This window comes from Burkholderia sp. BCC1996, from assembly GCF_905339955.1.
GTDB lineage: Bacteria > Pseudomonadota > Gammaproteobacteria > Burkholderiales > Burkholderiaceae > Burkholderia.
Window position 1 is genome coordinate 1 of the sequence record NZ_CAJPHM010000050.1, and the last position, 18,773, is coordinate 18,773.

Here is an 18,773-nt window from a genome sequence, read left to right on the forward strand (position 1 = left end):
CGGGCTCCGGCACGGGCGGCCGCGCTGCGCGCCGCTCGTGCTGCAGCGAGCATTCGCTGACAGTAGAACGGCATGAAAAAACGCGCTCCGGGGAGCGCGTTTTTTGTTTCGGCAGAGCGGGTTGCCACCCGCTGGCGCCGGCTTACTTGAGGACCGCAGCGACTGCGGTGGCGACCGCATCGAGATTGCGCGTGTTCAGTGCAGCAACGCAGATCCGGCCGGTGCCGACTGCGTAGATGCCGAACTCTTCGCGCAGGCGATCGACTTGCGCCGAGGTCAGGCCCGAATACGAGAACATCCCGCGCTGCGCGTTGATGAAGCTGAAGTCGCGATCGACGCCGCTTGCCTTCAGGCGCTCGACGAGACCGTTGCGCATCGCGCGGATGCGGTCGCGCATTTCGCCGAGTTCCTGCACCCACGCAGCATGCAGTTCCGGCGACGCGAGCACGGCCGCGACGACGGCGCCGCCATGGGTCGGCGGGTTCGAGTAGTTCGTGCGGATCACGCGCTTCAGTTGCGACAGCACGCGCGTCGCTTCTTCCTTGCTCGACGTGATGATCGACAGCGCGCCGACGCGCTCGCCGTAAAGCGAGAACGACTTCGAGAACGACGACGACACGAACGCGTTCAGGTCGGCCGCGGCAAACAGACGCACCGCGGCGGCATCGGCCTCGATGTTCTCGCCGAAGCCCTGGTAGGCCATGTCGAGGAACGGCACGAGGTTGCGTGCCTTGACGACGTCGACGACCTGCTGCCATTGCGCTTCGGTCAGATCCACGCCGGTCGGGTTGTGGCAGCACGCGTGCAGCACGACGATCGTGCCGGCTGCATAGCTGTTCAGCGCCGACAGCATGCCTTCGAAGTTCACGCCGTTGGTTGCGGCGTCGTAGTACGGGTAGGCGACGACTTCGAAGCCGGCCGCTTCGAACAGCGCGCGGTGGTTTTCCCAGCTCGGGTCGCTGATCGCCACCTTCACGTTCGGGTTCACGGTGCGCAGGAAATCGGCGCCGATCTTCAGTGCGCCCGTGCCGCCCAGTGCCTGCGCCGTGACCACACGGCCTGCGGCGATCAGCGGCGAATCGTTGCCGAGCAGCAGCTTCTGCACCGCTGCGTCGTACGCGGCGATCCCGTCGATCGGCAGGTAGCCGCGCGGCAGGCCGGCGTCGACACGCGCCTTTTCCGCTTCGCGAACGGCGCGCAGCAGCGGAATCTTGCCTTCTTCGTTCGTGTACACACCGACGCCGAGGTTGACCTTGGTCGGACGCGTATCGGCGTTGAAGGCTTCGTTCAGGCCCAGGATCGGGTCGCGGGGAGCAAGCTGGACAGCGGAGAAGAGCGACATGATGATTCGGCAGTAGTGAAAAGAGGGTCAGGCTTTCAACCGGCGGGGCGGGCGCAGCGGACCGCGCGCCAACGGGCACGGCGCCGGAAAGCGCAGCAGCCTGACATTGTAGCGAATTCACGCTGCCGGAGGCGGCGATTGCGCGCCGAATTGCGATTTCGGACCGCTGCCGCGCGTCAGGAGCCGTCAGCGGTCCGCAACGCCGCGAAGCGCTAGAATAGTTTTTTTGCCCTCGCTCCGGCCGCACTCCATGTCCGAACATCACGCCGAAGTCGGCGACGCGCTCGACGAATCGAAATTCGTGACCTTCGAAGGGTCGCCGTTCCAGTTGTACCAGCCATACCCGCCCGCAGGCGACCAGCCGACCGCGATCGAAACGCTCGTCGAAGGTGTCGGCGACGGCCTCGCATTCCAGACGCTGCTCGGCGTGACGGGGTCGGGCAAGACCTTCACGATGGCCAACACGATCGCGCGGCTCGGCCGCCCGGCCATCGTGTTCGCGCCGAACAAGACGCTTGCGGCGCAGCTCTACGCGGAGTTCCGCGAGTTCTTCCCGCGCAACGCGGTCGAGTACTTCGTGTCGTACTACGACTATTACCAGCCGGAAGCGTACGTGCCGCAGCGCGACCTGTTCATCGAGAAGGATTCGTCGATCAACGAGCACATCGAGCAGATGCGGCTGTCGGCGACGAAGAGCCTGATGGAGCGCCGCGACGTGGTGATCGTCGCGACGGTCTCGGCGATCTACGGTATCGGCAATCCGTCCGAATACCACCAGATGATCCTGACGCTGCGCACCGGCGACAAGCTCGGCCAGCGCGACGTGATCGCGCGGCTGATCGCGATGCAGTATTCGCGCAACGAACAGGACTTCCAGCGCGGCACGTTCCGTGTGCGCGGCGACACGATCGACATCTTCCCGGCTGAGCATGCGGAGCTGGCCGTGCGCGTCGAGCTGTTCGACGACGAGGTCGAGACGCTGCAGCTGTTCGACCCGCTGACCGGGCGCGTGCGGCAGAAGATCCCGCGCTTCACCGTGTATCCGTCGTCGCACTACGTGACGCCGCGCGACACCGTGATGCGGGCGGTCGAGACGATCAAGGACGAATTGCGCGAGCGCCTCGAGTTCTTCCACCGCGACGGCAAGCTCGTCGAGGCGCAGCGCCTCGAGCAGCGCACGCGTTTCGACCTCGAGATGCTGCAGGAGCTCGGCTTCTGCAAGGGCATCGAGAACTACTCGCGGCACTTCTCGGGCGCCGCGCCCGGCGAGCCGCCGCCGACGCTCGTCGACTACCTGCCGCCCGATGCACTGATGCTGCTCGACGAATCGCACGTGCTGATCGGCCAGCTGAACGGCATGTACAACGGCGACCGCGCGCGCAAGGAAAACCTCGTGAACTACGGTTTCCGGTTGCCGTCGGCGCTGGACAACCGGCCGCTGAAGTTCCCCGAGTTCGAGCGCAAGATGCGCCAGGTGGTGTTCGTGTCGGCGACGCCGGCCGACTACGAGCAGCGCGTGACGGGGCAGGTGGCCGAGCAGGTGGTGCGGCCGACCGGGCTCGTCGATCCGGAAATCGAAGTGCGCCCGGCAAGCTCGCAGGTCGACGACGTGCTGACCGAGATCAACGCGCGCGTGAACGCCGGCGAGCGCGTGCTGATCACCGTGCTCACGAAGCGGATGGCCGAACAGCTCACCGAGTTCCTGGCCGACCACGGCGTCAAGGTGCGCTACCTGCACAGCGACATCGACACGGTGGAGCGGGTCGAGATCATCCGCGACCTGCGGCTCGGCACGTTCGACGTGCTGGTCGGGATCAACCTGCTGCGCGAGGGCCTCGACATCCCGGAAGTGTCGCTGGTCGCGATTCTCGATGCGGACAAGGAAGGCTTCCTGCGCGCCGAACGCTCGCTGATCCAGACGATCGGCCGCGCGGCGCGCAACGTGAACGGCAAGGCGATCCTCTATGCCGACAACATGACCGAGTCGATGAAGCGCGCGATCGGCGAGACCGAGCGGCGCCGCGCGAAGCAGATCGCGCACAACGAGAAGATGGGCATCACGCCGCGCGGCGTCGTGAAGCGCATCAAGGACATCATCGACGGCGTCTACAACGCCGACGAAGCGCGCGCCGAGCTGAAGGAAGCGCAGCAACGCGCGAAGTTCGAGGACATGTCGGAAAAGCAGATCTCGAAAGAGATCAAGCGTCTCGAAAAGCAGATGGCCGACTATGCGAAGAACCTCGAGTTCGAAAAGGCCGCGGCGACGCGCGACCAGCTTGCGCTGCTGCGTGAGCGCGTGTTCGGCGCGAACGTGGGCGACCACGTCGACGGCGGCCGGTAAATCTTTCCAAACGTCACTGAAATCTTCTGGTAACACCGTTGTAAGCCTTGTCGGATCAGGGGTTTACGCGGTGTCTCGTTTGTTCCGGAGCCGGTTCGGTGCTAAACTTCGCAAGTATTGAGAATAGTTCGCATTAACGTTATTCGTTGCGTTAGTGTTTCCAGCGCGCGGACCTGACCGGCGGCGCGCAAGTCACCAGACAAATAACAAGGAGTGTCCATGTTGGGTTCTTCGTTCATCCGCACGTCGGTTGCGGTAGCGGCGGCGCTTGCCGCGATGTCGGCAACGGCAGCCGAATATCCGATCGGCAAGCAGCAGATCCAGGGCGGCATGGAAATCGGCGCGGTGTACCTGCAGCCGATCACGATGGATCCGGAAGGGATGATGCGCAAGGCGTCGGATTCGGACATCCACCTCGAGGCCGACATCCACGCGGTCAAGAACAACCCGACGGGTTTCGCGGAAGGCGACTGGATGCCGTACCTGCAGGTCACGTACAAGCTGACGAAGCAGGGCGACACGAAGTGGAAGGCTGAAGGCGACCTGATGGGCATGGTCGCGAGCGACGGCCCGCACTATGGCGACAACGTGAAGCTGGCCGGCCCGGGCAAGTACCACCTGACGATGACCGTCAAGCCGCCGATGCAGTCGGGCCACATGGCGTTCGGCCGTCACGTCGACAAGGAAACGGGCGTGGGCGCTTGGTTCAAGCCCATCACCCTCGAATACGATTTCCCGTTCGCCGGCATCGGCAAGAAGGGCGGGTACTGATCGGTGGCATCACGGACGGCGCGCTTCGGCGCGCCGTCGGCGTAGAGAACCCAGAATGAAATTTCCCCAGAAAATCGTCGCCGCAGCCGCCGCGCTGTGGCTCGCCGGCGCGGCGCATGCCGCCGATCTGCCGACGTTCAAGCTCGAGATGACGGACGGCAAGCTGAATCCCGCCCGTATCGAAGTGCCGGCCGGGCAGCGCTTCAAGATCGAGATCCGGAATACCGGCAAGGGCGCCGCCGAATTCGAGAGCGTGCAGCTGCGCAAGGAAAAGGTGCTTGCGCCGGGCGCCGATTCGTTCGTAGTCGTCGCCCCGCTGTCGCCGGGCGAATACAAGTTTTTCGACGATTTCCACCAGCAGGCACAGGGCGTGATCGTCGCGAAGTAATGCGTTTTATCTGCGTGCGGGCGTACGCGTGCCTTGCCCCGCACGTCAGGAGGATTCAATGGGTCAGATCTTGTTCATCGTCTGGCGGGAGAGCGTCGAAGCGCTGCTCGTCGTCGGCATCCTCTATGCATGGCTGAAGAACGGCGACGACGACGCGCGCCGCGGCCTGCCCTTTCTCTGGACGGGCGTGGCAGTCGGCCTGCTGATGGCCGTCGGTCTCGGCGCCGCGCTCGTCGGCTTTACCGAAGTGCTGTCCGGCGACGCGCAGGACTATTTCCAGACCGCGATGGTGCTGATCGCGTGCGTGCTGATCGTGCAGATGGTGCTGTGGATGCGCCGGCACGGCCGCACGCTGAAGCGCGACATGGAGCAGTCGCTGCAGCAGAGCACGCGCGATTCGAACTGGTGGGGCGTCGCCGTGCTGGTCGCACTCGCGATCGCACGCGAAGGCAGCGAGACGGTGATCTTCCTGTACGGCCTCGGTTTCGGCCAGTCGGGGCACGTGGACGGCGGCCAGATGCTCGCGGTCGTGATCGGCCTCGGCCTCGCGCTCCTCACGTTCTATCTGCTGCAGCTCGGCGGCAAGTACTTCTCGTGGCGGCATTTCTTCCGTGTCACCGAAGTGATGCTGCTGTTCCTCGGCGCGGGCCTGTTCCAGACCGGCGTCGACAAGCTGATCGACAAGGAAATCCTGCCGCTCGGCATTTCGCAGGTGTGGGACACGTCGGGGATCCTCGATGATTCCGGCACGTTCGGTTCGCTCGTCGCGACGCTGACCGGCTATCGTGCGCATCCGGCGCTGACCAACCTGATCGCCTATGCGGTGTACTGGGCGGTGGTCTGGCTGCTGATGAAGCGCGCGAGCCGTCGTCCGGCCGTTCCTGCAGGCCGCGCGGCATGAGTGTCGTCGCAGCAGCCAAGCCGGGCTGGCTCGCGCAGGCCGGCCAGTGGATGCAGCGCCACGGCGCGGTGATCCGCGGCATCCAGTGGGTCGTCGTCGGCGTCTACGCATTCCTGATCATCGTGCCGGCGGTGTTGCCGCTGCCGGACGATTCCGCGCACCTCTGGAACAATCTCACGCTGATCGCGCAGTTCGTGTTCTGGGGCATCTGGTGGCCGTTCGTGCTGCTGTCGATGGTGATGCTCGGCCGCGTCTGGTGCGGCGTGCTGTGCCCGGAAGGCGCGCTGACCGAATATGCGAGCAAGTTCGGCCGCGGCGGCGCGATTCCGCGCTGGATGCGGTGGGGCGGCTGGCCGTTCGTCGCGTTCGGGCTCACGACGATCTACGGGCAGATGGTGAGCGTGTACCAGTACCCGCTCGCGGTGCTGTTCGTACTCGGCGGCTCGACCGTCGGCGCGATCGTGATCGGCGTGCTGTACGGCCGCGAGAAGCGTGTGTGGTGCAAGTATCTGTGCCCGGTCAATGGCGTGTTCGGGCTGCTCGCGCGGCTCGCGCCGATGCGCTACAAGGTCGACGAGGATGCGTGGCGCCGCTCGTACAAGAACGGCGAGCACGGGCATCGCGTGATTCCGATCAATTGCGCGCCGCTCGTGCCGTTGCGCAACATGAAGGGCGCCGCCGCATGCCACATGTGCGGCCGCTGCAGCGGGCACCGCGACGCAATTGAGCTGTCGTGGCGCTCGCCGTCCGACGAGGTCGTGAACCTCGGCGCGCAGCAGGCGAGCCCGTGGGACACGGCGCTGATCCTGTACGGCCTGCTCGGCGTCGCGATCGGTGCGTTCCACTGGACCGTGAGCCCGTGGTTCGTGCAGATCAAGCAATGGCTCGCGGGCTGGCTGATCGATCACGACATCACGTGGCCGCTCGAGACCAATGCACCGTGGTTCCTGCTCACGCACTATCCGGATCGCAACGACGTGTTTTCGTGGCTCGACGGCGGGCTGATCGTCAGCTACATCGTCGGCACGGGGCTCGTGTACGGCACCGCGCTGCTCGTGCTGCTGGCTGGCGCGACGCTGATGCTCGGACGCTTCGATCGCACGCGTCTCCATCATCTCGCGCAGGCGCTGATCCCGATCGCAGGAGCCGGCGTGTTCCTCGGGCTGTCTGCGACGACACTGTCGCTGCTGCGGGCCGAGCACGTGCCGCTCGGCTGGGCAGCCGACGTGCGCATCGCGATTCTGGTCGGCGCGAATGCGTGGAGCGCCTGGCTCGCATGGAAAGTGACCGGGCGCTATGCGGCATGGCCGCGCCGGCTGGCTGCATTCGCGTGGTTCGCGGCAGGCCTGGCCGTGGTCGACAGCGCATGGTGGCTGATGTTCTGGGGTTTCTGATGCGGGATTGAAGGCCTTGCGGCCGGGTTCCGGCGCAACCGGAGAGGGTGGTCCCGCTGCGTCGCTCCGGAACGCGTCGAAGCCGCAGCGCAGACAACCGCGATGCTTTTTCCCTTGCATCCGGACGCCCAAACGAAAAAGCGACACGTCCTTCGACGTGTCGCTTTTTTCTTCCTTGTGCGAGAACCAAAAAAGTGGCTTGGCTTGCTGCAACGGCTGCTTGAGTGTGTTTGCACGAAGGGGTCTAGATCTCGCGTGCAAGCCGTTACGCTGGCTACTGCCCAACACCTCTCAGGGAGGTGGTCCCCACAATACTCTGTCGTTACTTCGTCAGGATCAGTTTGCCGAGCCGCGTGGCACGCAACTGATACGTCTCTCCGTTATGCGCGATGCTGATGTGGCTGTGGCCTTGCAGCAGCGCATCGCTGCTGAGAGTCCGGGTGCCGGCATCGCGGCTACTAGCGGCGGGTTTCGCCGGCGTCGTGACCGCTGCCGTCTTCTGACGGTTGGCGCTTGCGGTGCCGGTCGGGCGGCGCAAGCTCAGCGTGGTCGGGCGCGTGGTGTCGGTCATTCGGTTGATCGGTGACTGTCGATACGATGGAATGAATTCTAAATGATAACTATTCCCATTTACAAAAACTCTTTATCGATCGATATGACGAATTCGATAGCCTGAGTCGAATGGGCGGCCCGCAGGCCGCCGCCGACGTCAGTGGAGCGGGTCGGGGTCCTTGCGCCCCTGAGCGTATTCGCGAATCAGGCGCACGGTGTCGATGTCCGACGTGCGATACGCTTCCTTGACGATGCCATGCGTCTGGCGCGCTTCCTCGCTGTCGTCCGTGACGGTCAGCGTCGTGCGGTATTCGAAGCGCAGGAACAGCTCGTGGTCGTCGCGCTCCTCGATCGTCATCGTCAGCGAGCCGCCGATTTCGCCGCCGGCCGCGTGGATGTCGTAGCGCACTTGCTGGTTCGGGGTGAACGTCACGCGGTCGCGCACGGTCGCATGCCCGTAGTGCAGTTCGCGTTCGAGCGTCGTGTCCGTCCGTTCGTGGACGACACAGCTGTCGAGGCCGATCACGAACAGCTGCGGCTGTTCGGCGCGCAGTACGAGGCCTTCCCAGAGCTGGTCGCGGGTCAGGGACGGCACGGCCGGATCGTCGGAGTTGATCTGGATCAGATGTTCGAAGTTCACGGGGGCGGGTTCCTTCTGGTGGCGGGCAGCCACATGGTTCAAGAAGTCATTGTGACGCAAAACGAGCGGTTTCGCGGCACCTGCGCCCCCGAGCGGACGTCATGCTTCGATGCGACCCATGCGGCCGGTCTGGTAGTCGACGACGGCCTGCCGGATCTCTTCCTCGGTATTCATCACGAACGGGCCATAGCGGACGATCGGCTCGTTGAGCGGCACGCCGCCGATCAGCAGCAGGTCGAGCGGCGTATCGCCGGCCTCGAACGTCACCGCATCGCCATCGTCACCGTAGACGACCATGTTCCGTGCGTCGACTGGCTGCCTGTCGGGCCCGTAGCGGCCGGCTCCGTCGAGCGGGTAGGCGAACACGCGATACCCTGCCGGCACCGGCTGCGTGACCGTTGCGCCCGGTTGCAGCGTGAAATGCTGGTAGAGGATCGGCGTGCGCGTCTCGATTGCCGCACGCACACCGAACGCTTCGCCGGCGATCACGCGGACTTGCGCGCGGCCGTCCGGCGACGTCGCGCTCGGGATGCGGCCGGCCGGGATCTCCTGGTAGCGCGGTGCGATCAGCTTGTCGCGGCGCGGCAGATTGACCCACAGCTGGAAGCCGTGCGAACGTCCGCCGGCCCGAGCGAACTCGGGATCCGGCATTTCGCTGTGCACGACGCCCGCGCCGGCCGTCATCCACTGCACGTCGCCGGGCCCGAGCGTGCCGGCATGGCCGGCCGAATCGCGATGACGAAAACGCCCGTCGAGCACGTAGGTGACGGTCTCGAAGCCACGATGCGGATGGTCGGGCGCGCCCTTGGCTTCGCCAGGGGCATAGTCGACGGGGCCCATTTCATCGAGCAGCAGGAACGGATCGAAATCCATCAGCAGCCGGGTCGGGAACGGACGGTGAACCACGAAGCCGCCGCCTTCGGTCGTGCGAAGCGCGGGGTACGTGCGGTCAAGCGAGCGAGCGGTCGTCATGCATAAGCCCTCGATAACATCGGAATAGCGTCATTTTTGAAACATAGCGCTATTATATTGGGCGTTTTACCGGCCGATTTGCGGCGGTTCGCAATGGATTGTTCTGAAATTGGAACGATGACATGAACATCGATGCACACAACCTGAACGACCTCATGTACTTTTCGCAGGTCGTCGAACACGGCGGTTTCTCGGCGGCGGAACGCGTACTGGGCATCTCGAAATCGCGCCTGTCGCGGCGCCTGACCGAACTCGAGGCGGCGCTCGGCGTGCGCCTGCTGCAGCGCTCGACGCGCAAGCTCGCGCTGACCGAGGCGGGGGAACTGTTCTACCAGCATTGCCAGGCGATGCTCGCCGAGGCCCAGGCCGCGATGAACGCCGTGCAGCAGCTGCGCGCGTCGCCGCGCGGCTCGGTGCGCGTGAGCGTCCCCGTTACCCTGTCGCAGACGATGCTGTCGCGCATCCTTCCCGAATTCCTGCACCGCTATCCCGAGGTCAAGGTGCACATCCGTGTGACCAACCGCGTGATCGACCTGTTCGAGGATTCGATCGACGTCGCGTTGCGCGTGCGCTCGGAGCCGCCGCAGAACGCGAACATCGTCGTGCGGCCGCTGTGGCGGACCGAGCAGATGCTGGTCGGCGCGCCGAGCCTGCTGAACCAGAATGCGCCGCCGCTCGTGCCGGACGATCTGGCCCATTTCGAGACGCTCGATACGCCGAGCGTCGACGGGCGGCACGTGTTCAGCCTGATCGCACCGGATGGCTCGCGTCATTTGCACGAGCACGATCCGCGGCTCGTGACGGCCGACCTGATGACGATCCGCGAGGCCGTGCTCGACGGCCTCGGCATCGCGGCGCTGCCCGAGATGATGTACGGCAATGCATTGCGCGCGGGGCAGTTGTCGCCGGTGATGCCGGGCTGGACGCTGCCGGTGCCGCAGCTCTACGCGGTGTTCGTGTCGCGGCAGGGGATGCCGCCCGCGGTGCGCGCGTTCGTCGACTATCTGGTCGAGAAGCTCGACCACGGCGAATACAAGCAGCCGGGCTGTCCCGAGCGCGCGAAGAAGGATGCGGCGGCGGCCGATGCTTCGGCCACCTGAATGCAAGATGCGCGGCGTGGCAAATTTGTTTTGTCATTGAAGCGCCGCCTGCAATCGCAAGTTTCAATCGCCGGGACCTTGAATGCATCCGCGGGCAGGCCTATATTGAAATCCCATTTCGCGAAGGAAGTTCTGAGCGGAATCAGGTGGCCGCATATATTGCGAGCCAGATAGGGCAGAACGCGCAGTCCGTGCAGACCACGGTAGCCGCATTTGCGTTGCTCGAGGCGCAACCGATACCGCCGAAGAGCCCGCCGCCCGAAGGCGCCCGCGTGCGCATGAAAAAAGGCCTTCATCTGGCGATGAAGGCCTTTTACTTTGTGTGCGGCCGGCTAGGCGCTGCCGGCTAGGTGCGGCCGGCTAGGTGTGGCCGGCCAGGTGCCGCTAGCCACGCGAAACCGGTGAAGCGCTACGACCCAGCCATTCGGCGACGCGCGAAATGCGCGTGCGTTACTTCGCCTTCGCAGTCGGCTCCGTCACGAAGCCGAGCTTCGTCAGGCCGCCGGCCTGCGCATCGGACATCACTTCGGCCACACGTTCATAGGCAACCTTGCGATCGGCACGCAGGTGCAACTCCGGTTGCGGCTGATGCTGTGCCGCTTCCGTGATGTGCGCCTGCAGTTGCTCGCGCGTGACCGTCTGTTCGTTCCACAGGATCGTACCGTTGCCCTGGATCGCGACGTCGACGGTCTGCGGCTTTTCGTCGACGGGCTGGCTGCTCGCGTGCGGCAGGTCGATCTTCACCGCATGCTGCATCGCCGGGATCGTCACGAGGAAAATGATCAGGAGTACGAGCATGACGTCGACGAGCGGCGTCATGTTGATCTCGCTCATCACGCCATCTTCGTCGTCATCGCTGAAGCCGGTGTTCATTGCCATGGTTCACCCCGTCTCAGCTGGCGCGCGAAGCAAGGCGCAGGCCGTCGCGGGGCGACGACGATGCGAGGCGCGCACCCGTCACGAAGTACGCGTGCAGACCGTGCGCGAAGCGGCGCAGCTTGCTGACGACACCCTTGTTCGCGCGGGTCAGTGCGTTGTAGCCGAGCACCGCGGGAATCGCGACGAACAGGCCGAAGGCCGTCATGATCAGCGATTCGCCGACCGGACCCGCGACCTGGTCGATCGACGTCTGGCCGGTTGCGCCGATCGCCAGCAGCGCGTGGTAGATGCCCCAGACCGTGCCGAACAGGCCGACGAACGGCGCCGTGCTGCCGATCGACGCGAGAATCGCGAGACCGGCCTGCATGCGCGAGATGCCTTCGTCCATCGTGTCCTTCAGGCAGCGCGTGACCCAGTCCGACACGTCCATGCGGTCGTGCAGGTGCGGTTGCGTCTGATGGTGGTGATCGGCGGCTTCCTTGCCCGACAGCGCGAGCGCGAGGAAGGGGTTGTCGCTCGGCGTCGATGCGGCGAGGCCGAGCTTCTTGATGCCGTCGTCGAAATCGTCCGAATGCCAGAACGCCTGCTCGGCATTCTTCGTGAGACGGTTCAGGCGAACCACGTTCCAGCCCTTGACGATGATCACGATCCACGACAGGACCGACATCACGAGCAGCGTGATCGCGATGGCGCGCGTGACGAAATCACCTTGCGCCCAGACGTGCGCGATACCGTAGCTTTGCATTTTTGTTTCCTTTGAATCTTCCGAATGAGGCGGGTTAATCGTCGAGCGTGAAGTTGAAGGGCAGCGTATGGGCGGCGCGAATCGCCTGCCCGTTCTCGATGTACGGCGGACAGGTGCTGGCGCGCGTCGCATCGAGCGCGGCTTCGTCGAGACGCGGGTAGCCGCTGCTCTTCTGCAACTGCACGCTTTCGATCTTGCCCGTCACGCCGATGATGAAGTGAACATAAGCCGTGCCCGTTTCGCCGCGGCGGCGCGACATCGACGGATAGGTGGGCTTCACGAAATTGCAGCTGAGTGCCGATACGTTCTTCGGCGCGCTGACCTGCATCGTCTCGCGAGCCGGGCCGGGTGCGGCGGCCGGCGCGGCAGGAGCAGGCGCGGCGGGAGCGGGTGTCGGATCGGCAGCCGCCGGCGCGGGCGTCGGCGACGGGGATTGCGCGACCGGCTGAGGCGTCGGCTTGACCGCCTTCTGCACGGGCTTCGGCTCGACCTTGGGCTTCTCGCGCGGCACGGGCTTCGGCGGCGCGGGCTGCGCGGCCGATTGGACCGCGACCGGTTGAGCGGCAGGCGCAGGCGGGATGAGTTGCGCGGTGATCGACTGGACCTCGATCTCTTTCGGCGGCGGCGCGTTGCGATGGAGCCAGGCGGCCGCCAGCATGATCGCGTGTGCGGCAAGCACACCGACCGCGACGGTGATGACCCGGGGATTCATACGTGGGGCAGCCGGCAGGACGCCGGCAGGAGCGGATTGCGAAGCCTGCATGTTAGCTTGAAAGGACGACGTCGCACCCGGGGCGCGGCGGGTGAATCGGTGTTACTTGCGGAAGATCAGCAGCGAGATGCACACGGTGGTCACAAATCCGATCAGCAATTCCATGACAGGCTCCTTGGCAGGTAAGCCGCTGGCTCGCGCGGAAGATGGCTTGCTGACGGTCGGACATCAAATGCGGCCGCAGCCGCGTGCGTACGCTCGGCGCCGCTCAGGCGGCCTTGCGGTCGTAGAACGTGACCGGGATCGGGTGAGCGTGGTGCTCGACGCCGCACCGGCTCGCGCAGACGCCTTGCTCGGCCATGAGGTCGCGTACGGACTCCTCGCACTTGCCGCAGCACGTGGCCACGCCGAGCTCGAACTGGAGTTCATCGAAGGAACTCACGCCCTCGGCGAGGGACGCGCGAATCTTGCGATCGGAAACAGACTTGCACACGCAGACGATCATGATGAGTTGCGATAGCTAACGTTAATGCGAATTATTATCATTAAATTTGCGGGCGTTGACAAGCCTGGGTTCGGCTTTTTTTAAGGTCATCGGACCCTTGAAATGGAGGATGCGGCGCAGCCGCGGCGGGAGAGGGCGAACCGGCGGCATGCCGGCCCGCTTCAGGCGGTCGCGCAGGCGCGCGCGTTCGGCGAGGAAATGGTGACGGATTCGACCGGAACGTCGAGGCCGAGCAGCGACGACGCGAGCGCGCGCAGTTGCAGGCCGTCGCTCGTCGAGCAGAAGCGCGGCGGCGCGGCACGCGTGCCGGCCGGCGCGCGCAGGCCGCGTTCGTCGAGCACGCGCGTGAGCTGGCGGGCGATCGCGTCGCTCGTGTCGACGATCGTCAGGCGGTCGCCGACAAGGTCACGAATCGTTTCCGTGAAGAACGGGTAGTGCGTGCAGCCGAGCACCAGCGTATCGGCGCCGTCGTCGAGCATCGGCTGCAGGTAACGCTCGAGCAACGCACGCAACGCGGGCGAGTTCGTGTCGCCGCGTTCGATCGCTTCGACGAGCCCGTGGCCGGGCTGGCAGATGAAGCGGCGGCCCGCGCCGTAACGGTCGAGCAGCGCCTGGAAGCGCGGGCTGTTCAGCGTCGATTGCGTGGCGAGCACGCCCGCGATACCGGTCGCGGACACGGCGGCGGCCGGTTTGATGCCCGGCTCGACACCGACGAGCGGTATCGCCAGGCGTTCGCGGATGGCCGCGATCGCCCGCGCCGTTGCCGTGTTGCAGGCGATCACGAGCGCTTTCGCCCCTTCGCGGGCGAGCCACTCGCCGATGGCCAGCGTACGCTCCGTAATGAACGCCTCGTCGCGCGGACCGTACGGTGCATGGTGCGAATCGGCGACGTAGACGAACGACTCGCCGGGCAGGTGCGCGCGCACGGCGCGCAGCACCGACAGGCCGCCGAGCCCGGAATCGAAGATGCCGACGGGGGCGGCGGGGTGGTTCGTCATCGTCATGCTGAAGGCAAGGTGGCGATCGAGGGGGGCGATTACTCGGGCGAACCCATCATCGTCTGCTGGTAGTTCTGCAGGCCGACCTTGCCGATCAGGTCGATCTGCGTTTCCAGCCAGTCGATGTGCTCTTCGGTGTCGTCGAGGATCTTTTCGAAGATCTCGCGCGACACGTAGTCACGCACCGATTCGCAGTAAGCGATCGCTTCCTTGCACGTCGACTGCGAGATCTGCTCGAGCTTCAGGTCGCACTTCAGGATCTCTTCGGTTTCCTCGCCGACCAGCAGCTTGTGCAGATCCTGCAGGTTCGGCAGGCCGTCGAGCATGAACACGCGCTCGATCAGCCAGTCGGCGTGCTTCATTTCGCCGATCGATTCGTCGTATTCGTGCTTGCCGAGCTTGTCGAGGCCCCAGTGCTTGTACATGCGCGCATGCAGGAAGTACTGGTTGATCGCCGTGAGTTCGTTCTTCAGTTGGGCGTTCAGGTATTCGATGACTTTCTTGTCGCCTTGCATGGCTGTTCCTTGTTCAGTGGGGCTTCAGAAACCGAACGATAATCGCTCGAACGGGAAATGCCAAGCCTCGGAGCCTTGCCGGGCCTGCCTTTTGCCGGGAATGAGAATCAGCGTCGAAGCACCGGCCGCGCACAATAATGAGAATGAGAAGTAAAAAGGCCGGATCGTCGTCCGGCCTTTCGTGCGAGTGCGCTTAAGCGGTTGCGACCGGGATCTTGCCGATCTTCGCCTGCCACTCCTTCGGACCGGTCTGGTGCACCGACGTGCCCGACGAGTCGACGGCCACCGTCACCGGCATGTCCTGCACGTCGAATTCGTAGATCGCTTCCATGCCGAGGTCTTCGAACGCGAGCACCTTCGCGCCGCGGATCGCCTTCGACACGAGGTAAGCGGCGCCGCCGACCGCCATCAGGTAGGCCGCCTTGTGCTTCTTGATCGCGTCGATCGCGACCGGGCCGCGTTCGGCCTTGCCGACCATCGAGATCAGGCCCGTCTGGGCGAGCATCGTCTCGGTGAACTTGTCCATCCGCGTGGCCGTCGTCGGACCTGCCGGGCCGACCACTTCGTCACGCACCGGATCGACCGGGCCGACGTAGTAGATCACGCGGTTCGTGAAGTCGACCGGCAGCTTCTCGCCCTTCGCCAGCATGTCGGCGATGCGCTTGTGCGCGGCGTCGCGGCCCGTGAGCATCTTGCCCGACAGCAGCAGCGTCTGGCCCGGCGTCCAGCTCGCCACTTCTTCCGGCGTCAGCGTGTTCAGGTCGACGCGCTTGCTGGTTTCCGTGTTCGGTTCCCACTGGACCTTCGGCCAGGCGTCGAGCGACGGTGCTTCAAGCTTGGCCGGGCCCGAACCGTCGAGCACGAAGTGTGCGTGGCGGGTCGCCGCGCAGTTCGGGATCAGCGCGACCGGCTTCGATGCCGCGTGCGTCGGAGCAGCCATGATCTTCACGTCGAGCACGGTCGCGAGGCCGCCGAGGCCCTGCGCGCCGATGCCGAGCGCGTTGACCTTCTCGTGCAGTTCGACGCGCAGCTCCTCGACCCAGTCCTTCGGGCCGCGCGCGATGATTTCCTGGATGTCGATCGGCTCCATCAGCGATTCCTTCGCCATCAGCATCGCCTTCTCGGCGGTGCCGCCGATGCCGATCCCGAGCATGCCCGGCGGACACCAGCCCGCGCCCATCGTCGGGACCGTCTTCAGCACCCAGTCGACGATCGAATCGGACGGGTTCAGCATCACGAACTTCGACTTGTTCTCCGAGCCGCCGCCCTTCGCCGCGACCTGAACGTCGACCTTGTCGCCCGGCACGATCTCGTAGTGGATCACGGCCGGCGTGTTGTCCTTCGTGTTCTTGCGGGCGCCTTCCGGCGGATTGACGATCGACGCGCGCAGCACGTTGTCCGGGTGCGTGTAACCGCGGCGCACGCCTTCGTTGATCATGTCGGTGAGGCCCATCGTCGCGCCGTCCCAGCGCACGTCCATGCCGACCTTCACGAAGATCGTGACGATGCCGGTGTCCTGGCAGATCGGGCGCTTGCCCTCCGCGCACATGCGGCTGTTCGTGAGGATCTGCGCGATCGCGTCCTTCGCGGCCGGGCTCTCTTCCAGCTCGTACGCGCGGCCGAGGGCCTGGATGTAGTCGAGCGGGTGGTAGTAGCTGATGTACTGCAGCGAATCCGCGATGCTCTGGATCAGGTCTTCCTGTTTGATGACGGTCATGGCTGAGACTCTGTGGGGACTGTGGGGAATACGTTTATGCGTGGACGGCAGGTTCGACCGATTTGCGGGACACGGCCGGCGCCGGCGCATGCGTCTCGTGGAAATGGGCCGGGTGCGTGTGGGTCGTCAGGCGGTCGACCCACGCCATCACGAGCGCCGACACGAGGAACGACACGTGGATGAGCACCTGCCACATGATCGCGTGCGTCGTGTGCTGATCGGGGTTGATGAAGGTCTTCAGCAGGTGGATCGACGAAATGCTGATCAGCGCCATCGACAGCTTGACCTTCAGCACGCCCGCGTTCACGTGGTCGAGCCACTCGGGCTCGTCGGGATGGCCCTCGATGCCGAGGCGCGACACGAACGTCTCGTAGCCGCCGACGATCACCATGATCAGCAAGTTCGAGATCATCACGACGTCGATCAGGCCGAGCACCGCGAGCATCACGCTGATTTCGTCGAGCGCGGTCGCGTGCGACAGCAGGTGCCAGACTTCCTTCAGGAACAGGAATACATAGACGGCCTGCGCGACGATCAGGCCCAGATAAAGCGGAACCTGGAGCCAGCGGCTCATGAAGATCAGCGCGGGTAGCGGGCGCAGGGGACGGCGGGTGAAGCCGGGCGAATGCGGGGCAGACATGATGGTGGTACGGGCGCTGTGCGCAGGTATCGGGGGTAATCTTGAAAAGGCGCGCTATTGTAACGCGTCGGCCGGCGCGACTGCAGCGACGCGCCGGCGCTGCCGGGGACGGATCAGGACGCGGCGGCCGGCACGCGCTTCACGCGCAGGCTCGCGAGCACGATGCCGGTCACGACGCACGCGAGCGCGATGCCGTGCGCGAGCGTCGGGCGCTCACCGAGGAACGCGATGCCGTACGCGGCGGCGGCGACCGGCAGCACCGCGCTGAACACGCCGGCGAGACTGCCCGGCACGTGCCGGATGCCCTTCATCCACAGCCAGAACGAGAAGATGCTGGCCGACAGCCCGTACCAGACGACGAGCGCCCACGTACCGGCCGGCACGCTCGCGTAATCGAAATGCCACAGCGCCGTCGCGCCGAGCGGCAGCATCAGGCACAGGCCGAACAGGTGCGTGTACGCGCAGATGTCGATCGGCGCGAGCGTCTGCGTGAGCCGGCGCGACAGGATCACGTAGATCGATTCGCAGCACACGGCACCGAGGATCAGCAGGTTGCCGGTCAGCGAGCCGGACGACGAGCCGGCGCCGTGCGCGGACGTGCTGCCTGCGCTGCCGTTGGCGAGGTTGATCGTCACGACGCCGGCGATCGCGAGCGCGATCGACACGAGCGCACGGCCGTTCGGTTTTTCCCGCAGGATCAGCCACGCGAACAGCGCGACGATGGCCGGGATCGTGCTCGTGATCACGCCGGCCGCGACCGCGCTCGTGCGCTGCACGCCGTTGAGCATCAGCAGCGTAAACATGAAGGTGCCGAAGAATGCCTGCAGGAACAGGTTCAGCCATTCCGCACGCCGGACCGCGCGCATCTTCACCGGGCTGAACAGCGGCCACAGCACGGCGATCGCGATCACGAAGCGCAGCGTGGCGAGGATGGCGACCGGGACGAAGACGACGATGGATTTACCGATACCGACGTTGCTGCCGACGAACAGCATCGACAGGATCAGGAAGAGGGCGTAGCGATTCAAGCTGGAGTCCGGGGGGCGAGTTCAGTTAGGATTGTAGGGTCGCGTTTGTAACAGCGTAAAGCCGGCTGTCATGCAGCCGACCGCACGGCGGCGCTGGCGTGCGAAACGGTGATGCCGCGTAAGTGACGGGTAAGTTCGAGCGCTTATCGTGGATATCGCCGGGCCGTACGTCCACGTCGCATGACGTGGTGCGGCGCAGCATCGTGCGCAGCCTCCGGGCCGCGCGCGGGTGGGTGGGAGACAGCGGCGCACATGCGCCGGCCAAGACGCGCGGCGCGCACGATCGCGCCGCCATGCAGAGGATTCATGTTCACCAAGGGGTTGTCGATGTCTGCGATTGAATCGGTTCTTCACGAAACCCGTCAGTTTGCGCCGCCCGCGGCGCTCGAGAAGGCGGCCAACATCTCCGGCATGCCGGCCTACCGCGCGCTGGCCGCCGAGGCCGAGCAGGATTACGAAGGCTTCTGGGCGCGTCTCGCGCGCGAGGGCCTCAGCTGGCACAAGCCGTTCACGAAGGTGCTCGACGAGAGCGACGCGCCGTTCTACAAATGGTTCGACGACGGCGAACTCAACGCGTCGTACAACTGCCTCGACCGCCACGTCGAAGCCGGCAACGGCGAGCGCATCGCGGTC

At 65.2% G+C, this 18,773-nt stretch carries 20 protein-coding genes; 7 read left to right on the top strand and 13 right to left on the bottom strand.

Features of this window, described 5'->3' with window-relative positions:
• Positions 1-142: 142 nt before the first annotated feature.
• A complete protein-coding gene (locus tag U4Z64_RS36360; RefSeq protein ID WP_124489780.1) occupies positions 143-1,342 on the bottom strand; it encodes an amino acid aminotransferase in 1,200 nt (399 codons plus the stop codon).
• A 250-nt stretch (positions 1,343-1,592) separates the two neighbouring features.
• Here U4Z64_RS36360 and uvrB point away from each other — a divergent pair, with 250 nt between their 5' ends.
• The 5 genes from uvrB to U4Z64_RS36385 all read left to right on the top strand — a co-directional run bounded on the left by uvrB (position 1,593) and on the right by U4Z64_RS36385 (position 7,137).
• Positions 1,593-3,683: an excinuclease ABC subunit UvrB gene (gene uvrB / locus U4Z64_RS36365; protein ID WP_321822561.1), complete on the top strand. Its 2,091-nt coding sequence runs from the start codon at positions 1,593-1,595 to the stop codon at positions 3,681-3,683.
• A 219-nt stretch (positions 3,684-3,902) separates the two neighbouring features.
• The gene (locus U4Z64_RS36370; RefSeq protein ID WP_044848991.1) at positions 3,903-4,454 is read left to right on the top strand and encodes an iron transporter; all 552 of its coding nucleotides are present in this window, start codon (positions 3,903-3,905) and stop codon (positions 4,452-4,454) included.
• A gap of 55 nt (positions 4,455-4,509) precedes the next feature.
• Positions 4,510-4,842 carry a cupredoxin domain-containing protein gene (locus U4Z64_RS36375; RefSeq protein ID WP_006760846.1) on the top strand — a complete coding sequence of 111 codons (333 nt, stop codon included), beginning with the start codon at positions 4,510-4,512 and terminating at the stop codon, positions 4,840-4,842.
• A gap of 58 nt (positions 4,843-4,900) precedes the next feature.
• The gene (locus U4Z64_RS36380; RefSeq protein ID WP_124489783.1) at positions 4,901-5,743 is read left to right on the top strand and encodes an FTR1 family iron permease; all 843 of its coding nucleotides are present in this window, start codon (positions 4,901-4,903) and stop codon (positions 5,741-5,743) included.
• A complete protein-coding gene (locus U4Z64_RS36385; RefSeq protein ID WP_321804430.1) occupies positions 5,740-7,137 on the top strand; it encodes a 4Fe-4S binding protein in 1,398 nt (465 codons plus the stop codon). Before U4Z64_RS36380 ends, U4Z64_RS36385 begins: the two co-directional genes overlap by 4 nt.
• Before the next feature lie 322 nt (positions 7,138-7,459).
• Here the strand turns inward: U4Z64_RS36385 and hemP are convergent, their stop codons facing one another.
• The 3 genes from hemP to U4Z64_RS36400 all read right to left on the bottom strand — a co-directional run bounded on the left by hemP (position 7,460) and on the right by U4Z64_RS36400 (position 9,301).
• A complete protein-coding gene (gene hemP / locus U4Z64_RS36390; RefSeq protein ID WP_044848994.1) occupies positions 7,460-7,708 on the bottom strand; it encodes a hemin uptake protein HemP in 249 nt (82 codons plus the stop codon).
• 138 nt (positions 7,709-7,846) lie between these two features.
• Positions 7,847-8,329, bottom strand: coding sequence for an SRPBCC family protein (locus U4Z64_RS36395; protein ID WP_044849005.1), 483 nt, complete (start codon positions 8,327-8,329; stop codon positions 7,847-7,849).
• Between the two features lie 99 nt (positions 8,330-8,428).
• On the bottom strand, positions 8,429-9,301 hold the full coding sequence (locus U4Z64_RS36400; protein ID WP_321822562.1) for a pirin family protein: 873 nt from the start codon (positions 9,299-9,301) through the stop codon (positions 8,429-8,431).
• Positions 9,302-9,423: 122 nt separating this feature from the next.
• Here U4Z64_RS36400 and U4Z64_RS36405 point away from each other — a divergent pair, with 122 nt between their 5' ends.
• Complete coding sequence (locus U4Z64_RS36405) at positions 9,424-10,401, top strand: LysR family transcriptional regulator (RefSeq protein WP_044848996.1); 978 nt, start codon at positions 9,424-9,426, stop codon at positions 10,399-10,401.
• 450 nt (positions 10,402-10,851) lie between these two features.
• Here U4Z64_RS36405 and U4Z64_RS36410 read toward each other — a convergent pair whose 3' ends face one another.
• The 9 genes from U4Z64_RS36410 to U4Z64_RS36450 form a co-directional block, all read right to left on the bottom strand.
• Positions 10,852-11,280: a biopolymer transporter ExbD gene (locus tag U4Z64_RS36410; RefSeq protein ID WP_321822563.1), complete on the bottom strand. Its 429-nt coding sequence runs from the start codon at positions 11,278-11,280 to the stop codon at positions 10,852-10,854.
• Between the two features lie 13 nt (positions 11,281-11,293).
• Positions 11,294-12,025, bottom strand: a complete 732-nt coding sequence (locus tag U4Z64_RS36415; protein WP_044848999.1) for a MotA/TolQ/ExbB proton channel family protein — start codon at positions 12,023-12,025, stop codon at positions 11,294-11,296.
• 34 nt (positions 12,026-12,059) lie between these two features.
• Positions 12,060-12,788, bottom strand: coding sequence for an energy transducer TonB (locus U4Z64_RS36420; RefSeq protein WP_044849000.1), 729 nt, complete (start codon positions 12,786-12,788; stop codon positions 12,060-12,062).
• A 217-nt stretch (positions 12,789-13,005) separates the two neighbouring features.
• The gene (locus tag U4Z64_RS36425) at positions 13,006-13,242 is read right to left on the bottom strand and encodes a bacterioferritin-associated ferredoxin (protein WP_011885486.1); all 237 of its coding nucleotides are present in this window, start codon (positions 13,240-13,242) and stop codon (positions 13,006-13,008) included.
• Positions 13,243-13,403: 161 nt separating this feature from the next.
• Entirely contained in the window at positions 13,404-14,240 is an 837-nt protein-coding gene (gene murI, locus U4Z64_RS36430) for a glutamate racemase (RefSeq protein ID WP_260428140.1), read from the bottom strand.
• A gap of 38 nt (positions 14,241-14,278) precedes the next feature.
• Positions 14,279-14,755 (bottom strand): bacterioferritin, encoded by a 477-nt coding sequence (gene bfr / locus U4Z64_RS36435; RefSeq protein ID WP_006482753.1) that lies wholly within the window; start codon positions 14,753-14,755, stop codon positions 14,279-14,281.
• A gap of 193 nt (positions 14,756-14,948) precedes the next feature.
• On the bottom strand, positions 14,949-16,472 hold the full coding sequence (locus tag U4Z64_RS36440; protein WP_006478316.1) for a fumarate hydratase: 1,524 nt from the start codon (positions 16,470-16,472) through the stop codon (positions 14,949-14,951).
• A gap of 34 nt (positions 16,473-16,506) precedes the next feature.
• Positions 16,507-17,112, bottom strand: coding sequence for a TIGR00645 family protein (locus U4Z64_RS36445; RefSeq protein WP_321822564.1), 606 nt, complete (start codon positions 17,110-17,112; stop codon positions 16,507-16,509).
• 113 nt (positions 17,113-17,225) lie between these two features.
• Positions 17,226-18,140, bottom strand: a complete 915-nt coding sequence (locus U4Z64_RS36450; RefSeq protein ID WP_321822565.1) for a DMT family transporter — start codon at positions 18,138-18,140, stop codon at positions 17,226-17,228.
• Between the two features lie 327 nt (positions 18,141-18,467).
• Here U4Z64_RS36450 and U4Z64_RS36455 point away from each other — a divergent pair.
• Positions 18,468-18,773, top strand: a 306-nt coding sequence (locus U4Z64_RS36455) for an acetyl-coenzyme A synthetase N-terminal domain-containing protein (RefSeq protein WP_321822566.1), incomplete at its 3' end; no start/stop codon positions are given.

Bases quoted from the DNA above. Each gene is read 5' to 3' on its own strand.
- U4Z64_RS36415 (WP_044848999.1), bottom strand. From the start codon at position 12,025: ATGCAAAGCTACGGTATCGCGCACGTCTGGGCGCAAGGTGATTTCGTC.
- U4Z64_RS36440 (WP_006478316.1), bottom strand. From the start codon at position 16,472: ATGACCGTCATCAAACAGGAAGACCTGATCCAGAGCATCGCGGATTCG.
- hemP (WP_044848994.1), bottom strand. From the start codon at position 7,708: ATGACCGACACCACGCGCCCGACCACGCTGAGCTTGCGCCGCCCGACC.
- U4Z64_RS36420 (WP_044849000.1), bottom strand. From the start codon at position 12,788: ATGCAGGCTTCGCAATCCGCTCCTGCCGGCGTCCTGCCGGCTGCCCCA.
- U4Z64_RS36445 (WP_321822564.1), bottom strand. From the start codon at position 17,112: ATGTCTGCCCCGCATTCGCCCGGCTTCACCCGCCGTCCCCTGCGCCCG.
- murI (WP_260428140.1), bottom strand. From the start codon at position 14,240: ATGACGAACCACCCCGCCGCCCCCGTCGGCATCTTCGATTCCGGGCTC.
- U4Z64_RS36410 (WP_321822563.1), bottom strand. From the start codon at position 11,280: ATGGCAATGAACACCGGCTTCAGCGATGACGACGAAGATGGCGTGATG.
- U4Z64_RS36375 (WP_006760846.1), top strand. From the start codon at position 4,510: ATGAAATTTCCCCAGAAAATCGTCGCCGCAGCCGCCGCGCTGTGGCTC.
- U4Z64_RS36425 (WP_011885486.1), bottom strand. From the start codon at position 13,242: ATGATCGTCTGCGTGTGCAAGTCTGTTTCCGATCGCAAGATTCGCGCG.
- uvrB (WP_321822561.1), top strand. From the start codon at position 1,593: ATGTCCGAACATCACGCCGAAGTCGGCGACGCGCTCGACGAATCGAAA.
- U4Z64_RS36360 (WP_124489780.1), bottom strand. From the start codon at position 1,342: ATGTCGCTCTTCTCCGCTGTCCAGCTTGCTCCCCGCGACCCGATCCTG.
- U4Z64_RS36380 (WP_124489783.1), top strand. From the start codon at position 4,901: ATGGGTCAGATCTTGTTCATCGTCTGGCGGGAGAGCGTCGAAGCGCTG.
- U4Z64_RS36385 (WP_321804430.1), top strand. From the start codon at position 5,740: ATGAGTGTCGTCGCAGCAGCCAAGCCGGGCTGGCTCGCGCAGGCCGGC.
- U4Z64_RS36405 (WP_044848996.1), top strand. From the start codon at position 9,424: ATGAACATCGATGCACACAACCTGAACGACCTCATGTACTTTTCGCAG.
- U4Z64_RS36400 (WP_321822562.1), bottom strand. From the start codon at position 9,301: ATGACGACCGCTCGCTCGCTTGACCGCACGTACCCCGCGCTTCGCACG.
- bfr (WP_006482753.1), bottom strand. From the start codon at position 14,755: ATGCAAGGCGACAAGAAAGTCATCGAATACCTGAACGCCCAACTGAAG.
- U4Z64_RS36370 (WP_044848991.1), top strand. From the start codon at position 3,903: ATGTTGGGTTCTTCGTTCATCCGCACGTCGGTTGCGGTAGCGGCGGCG.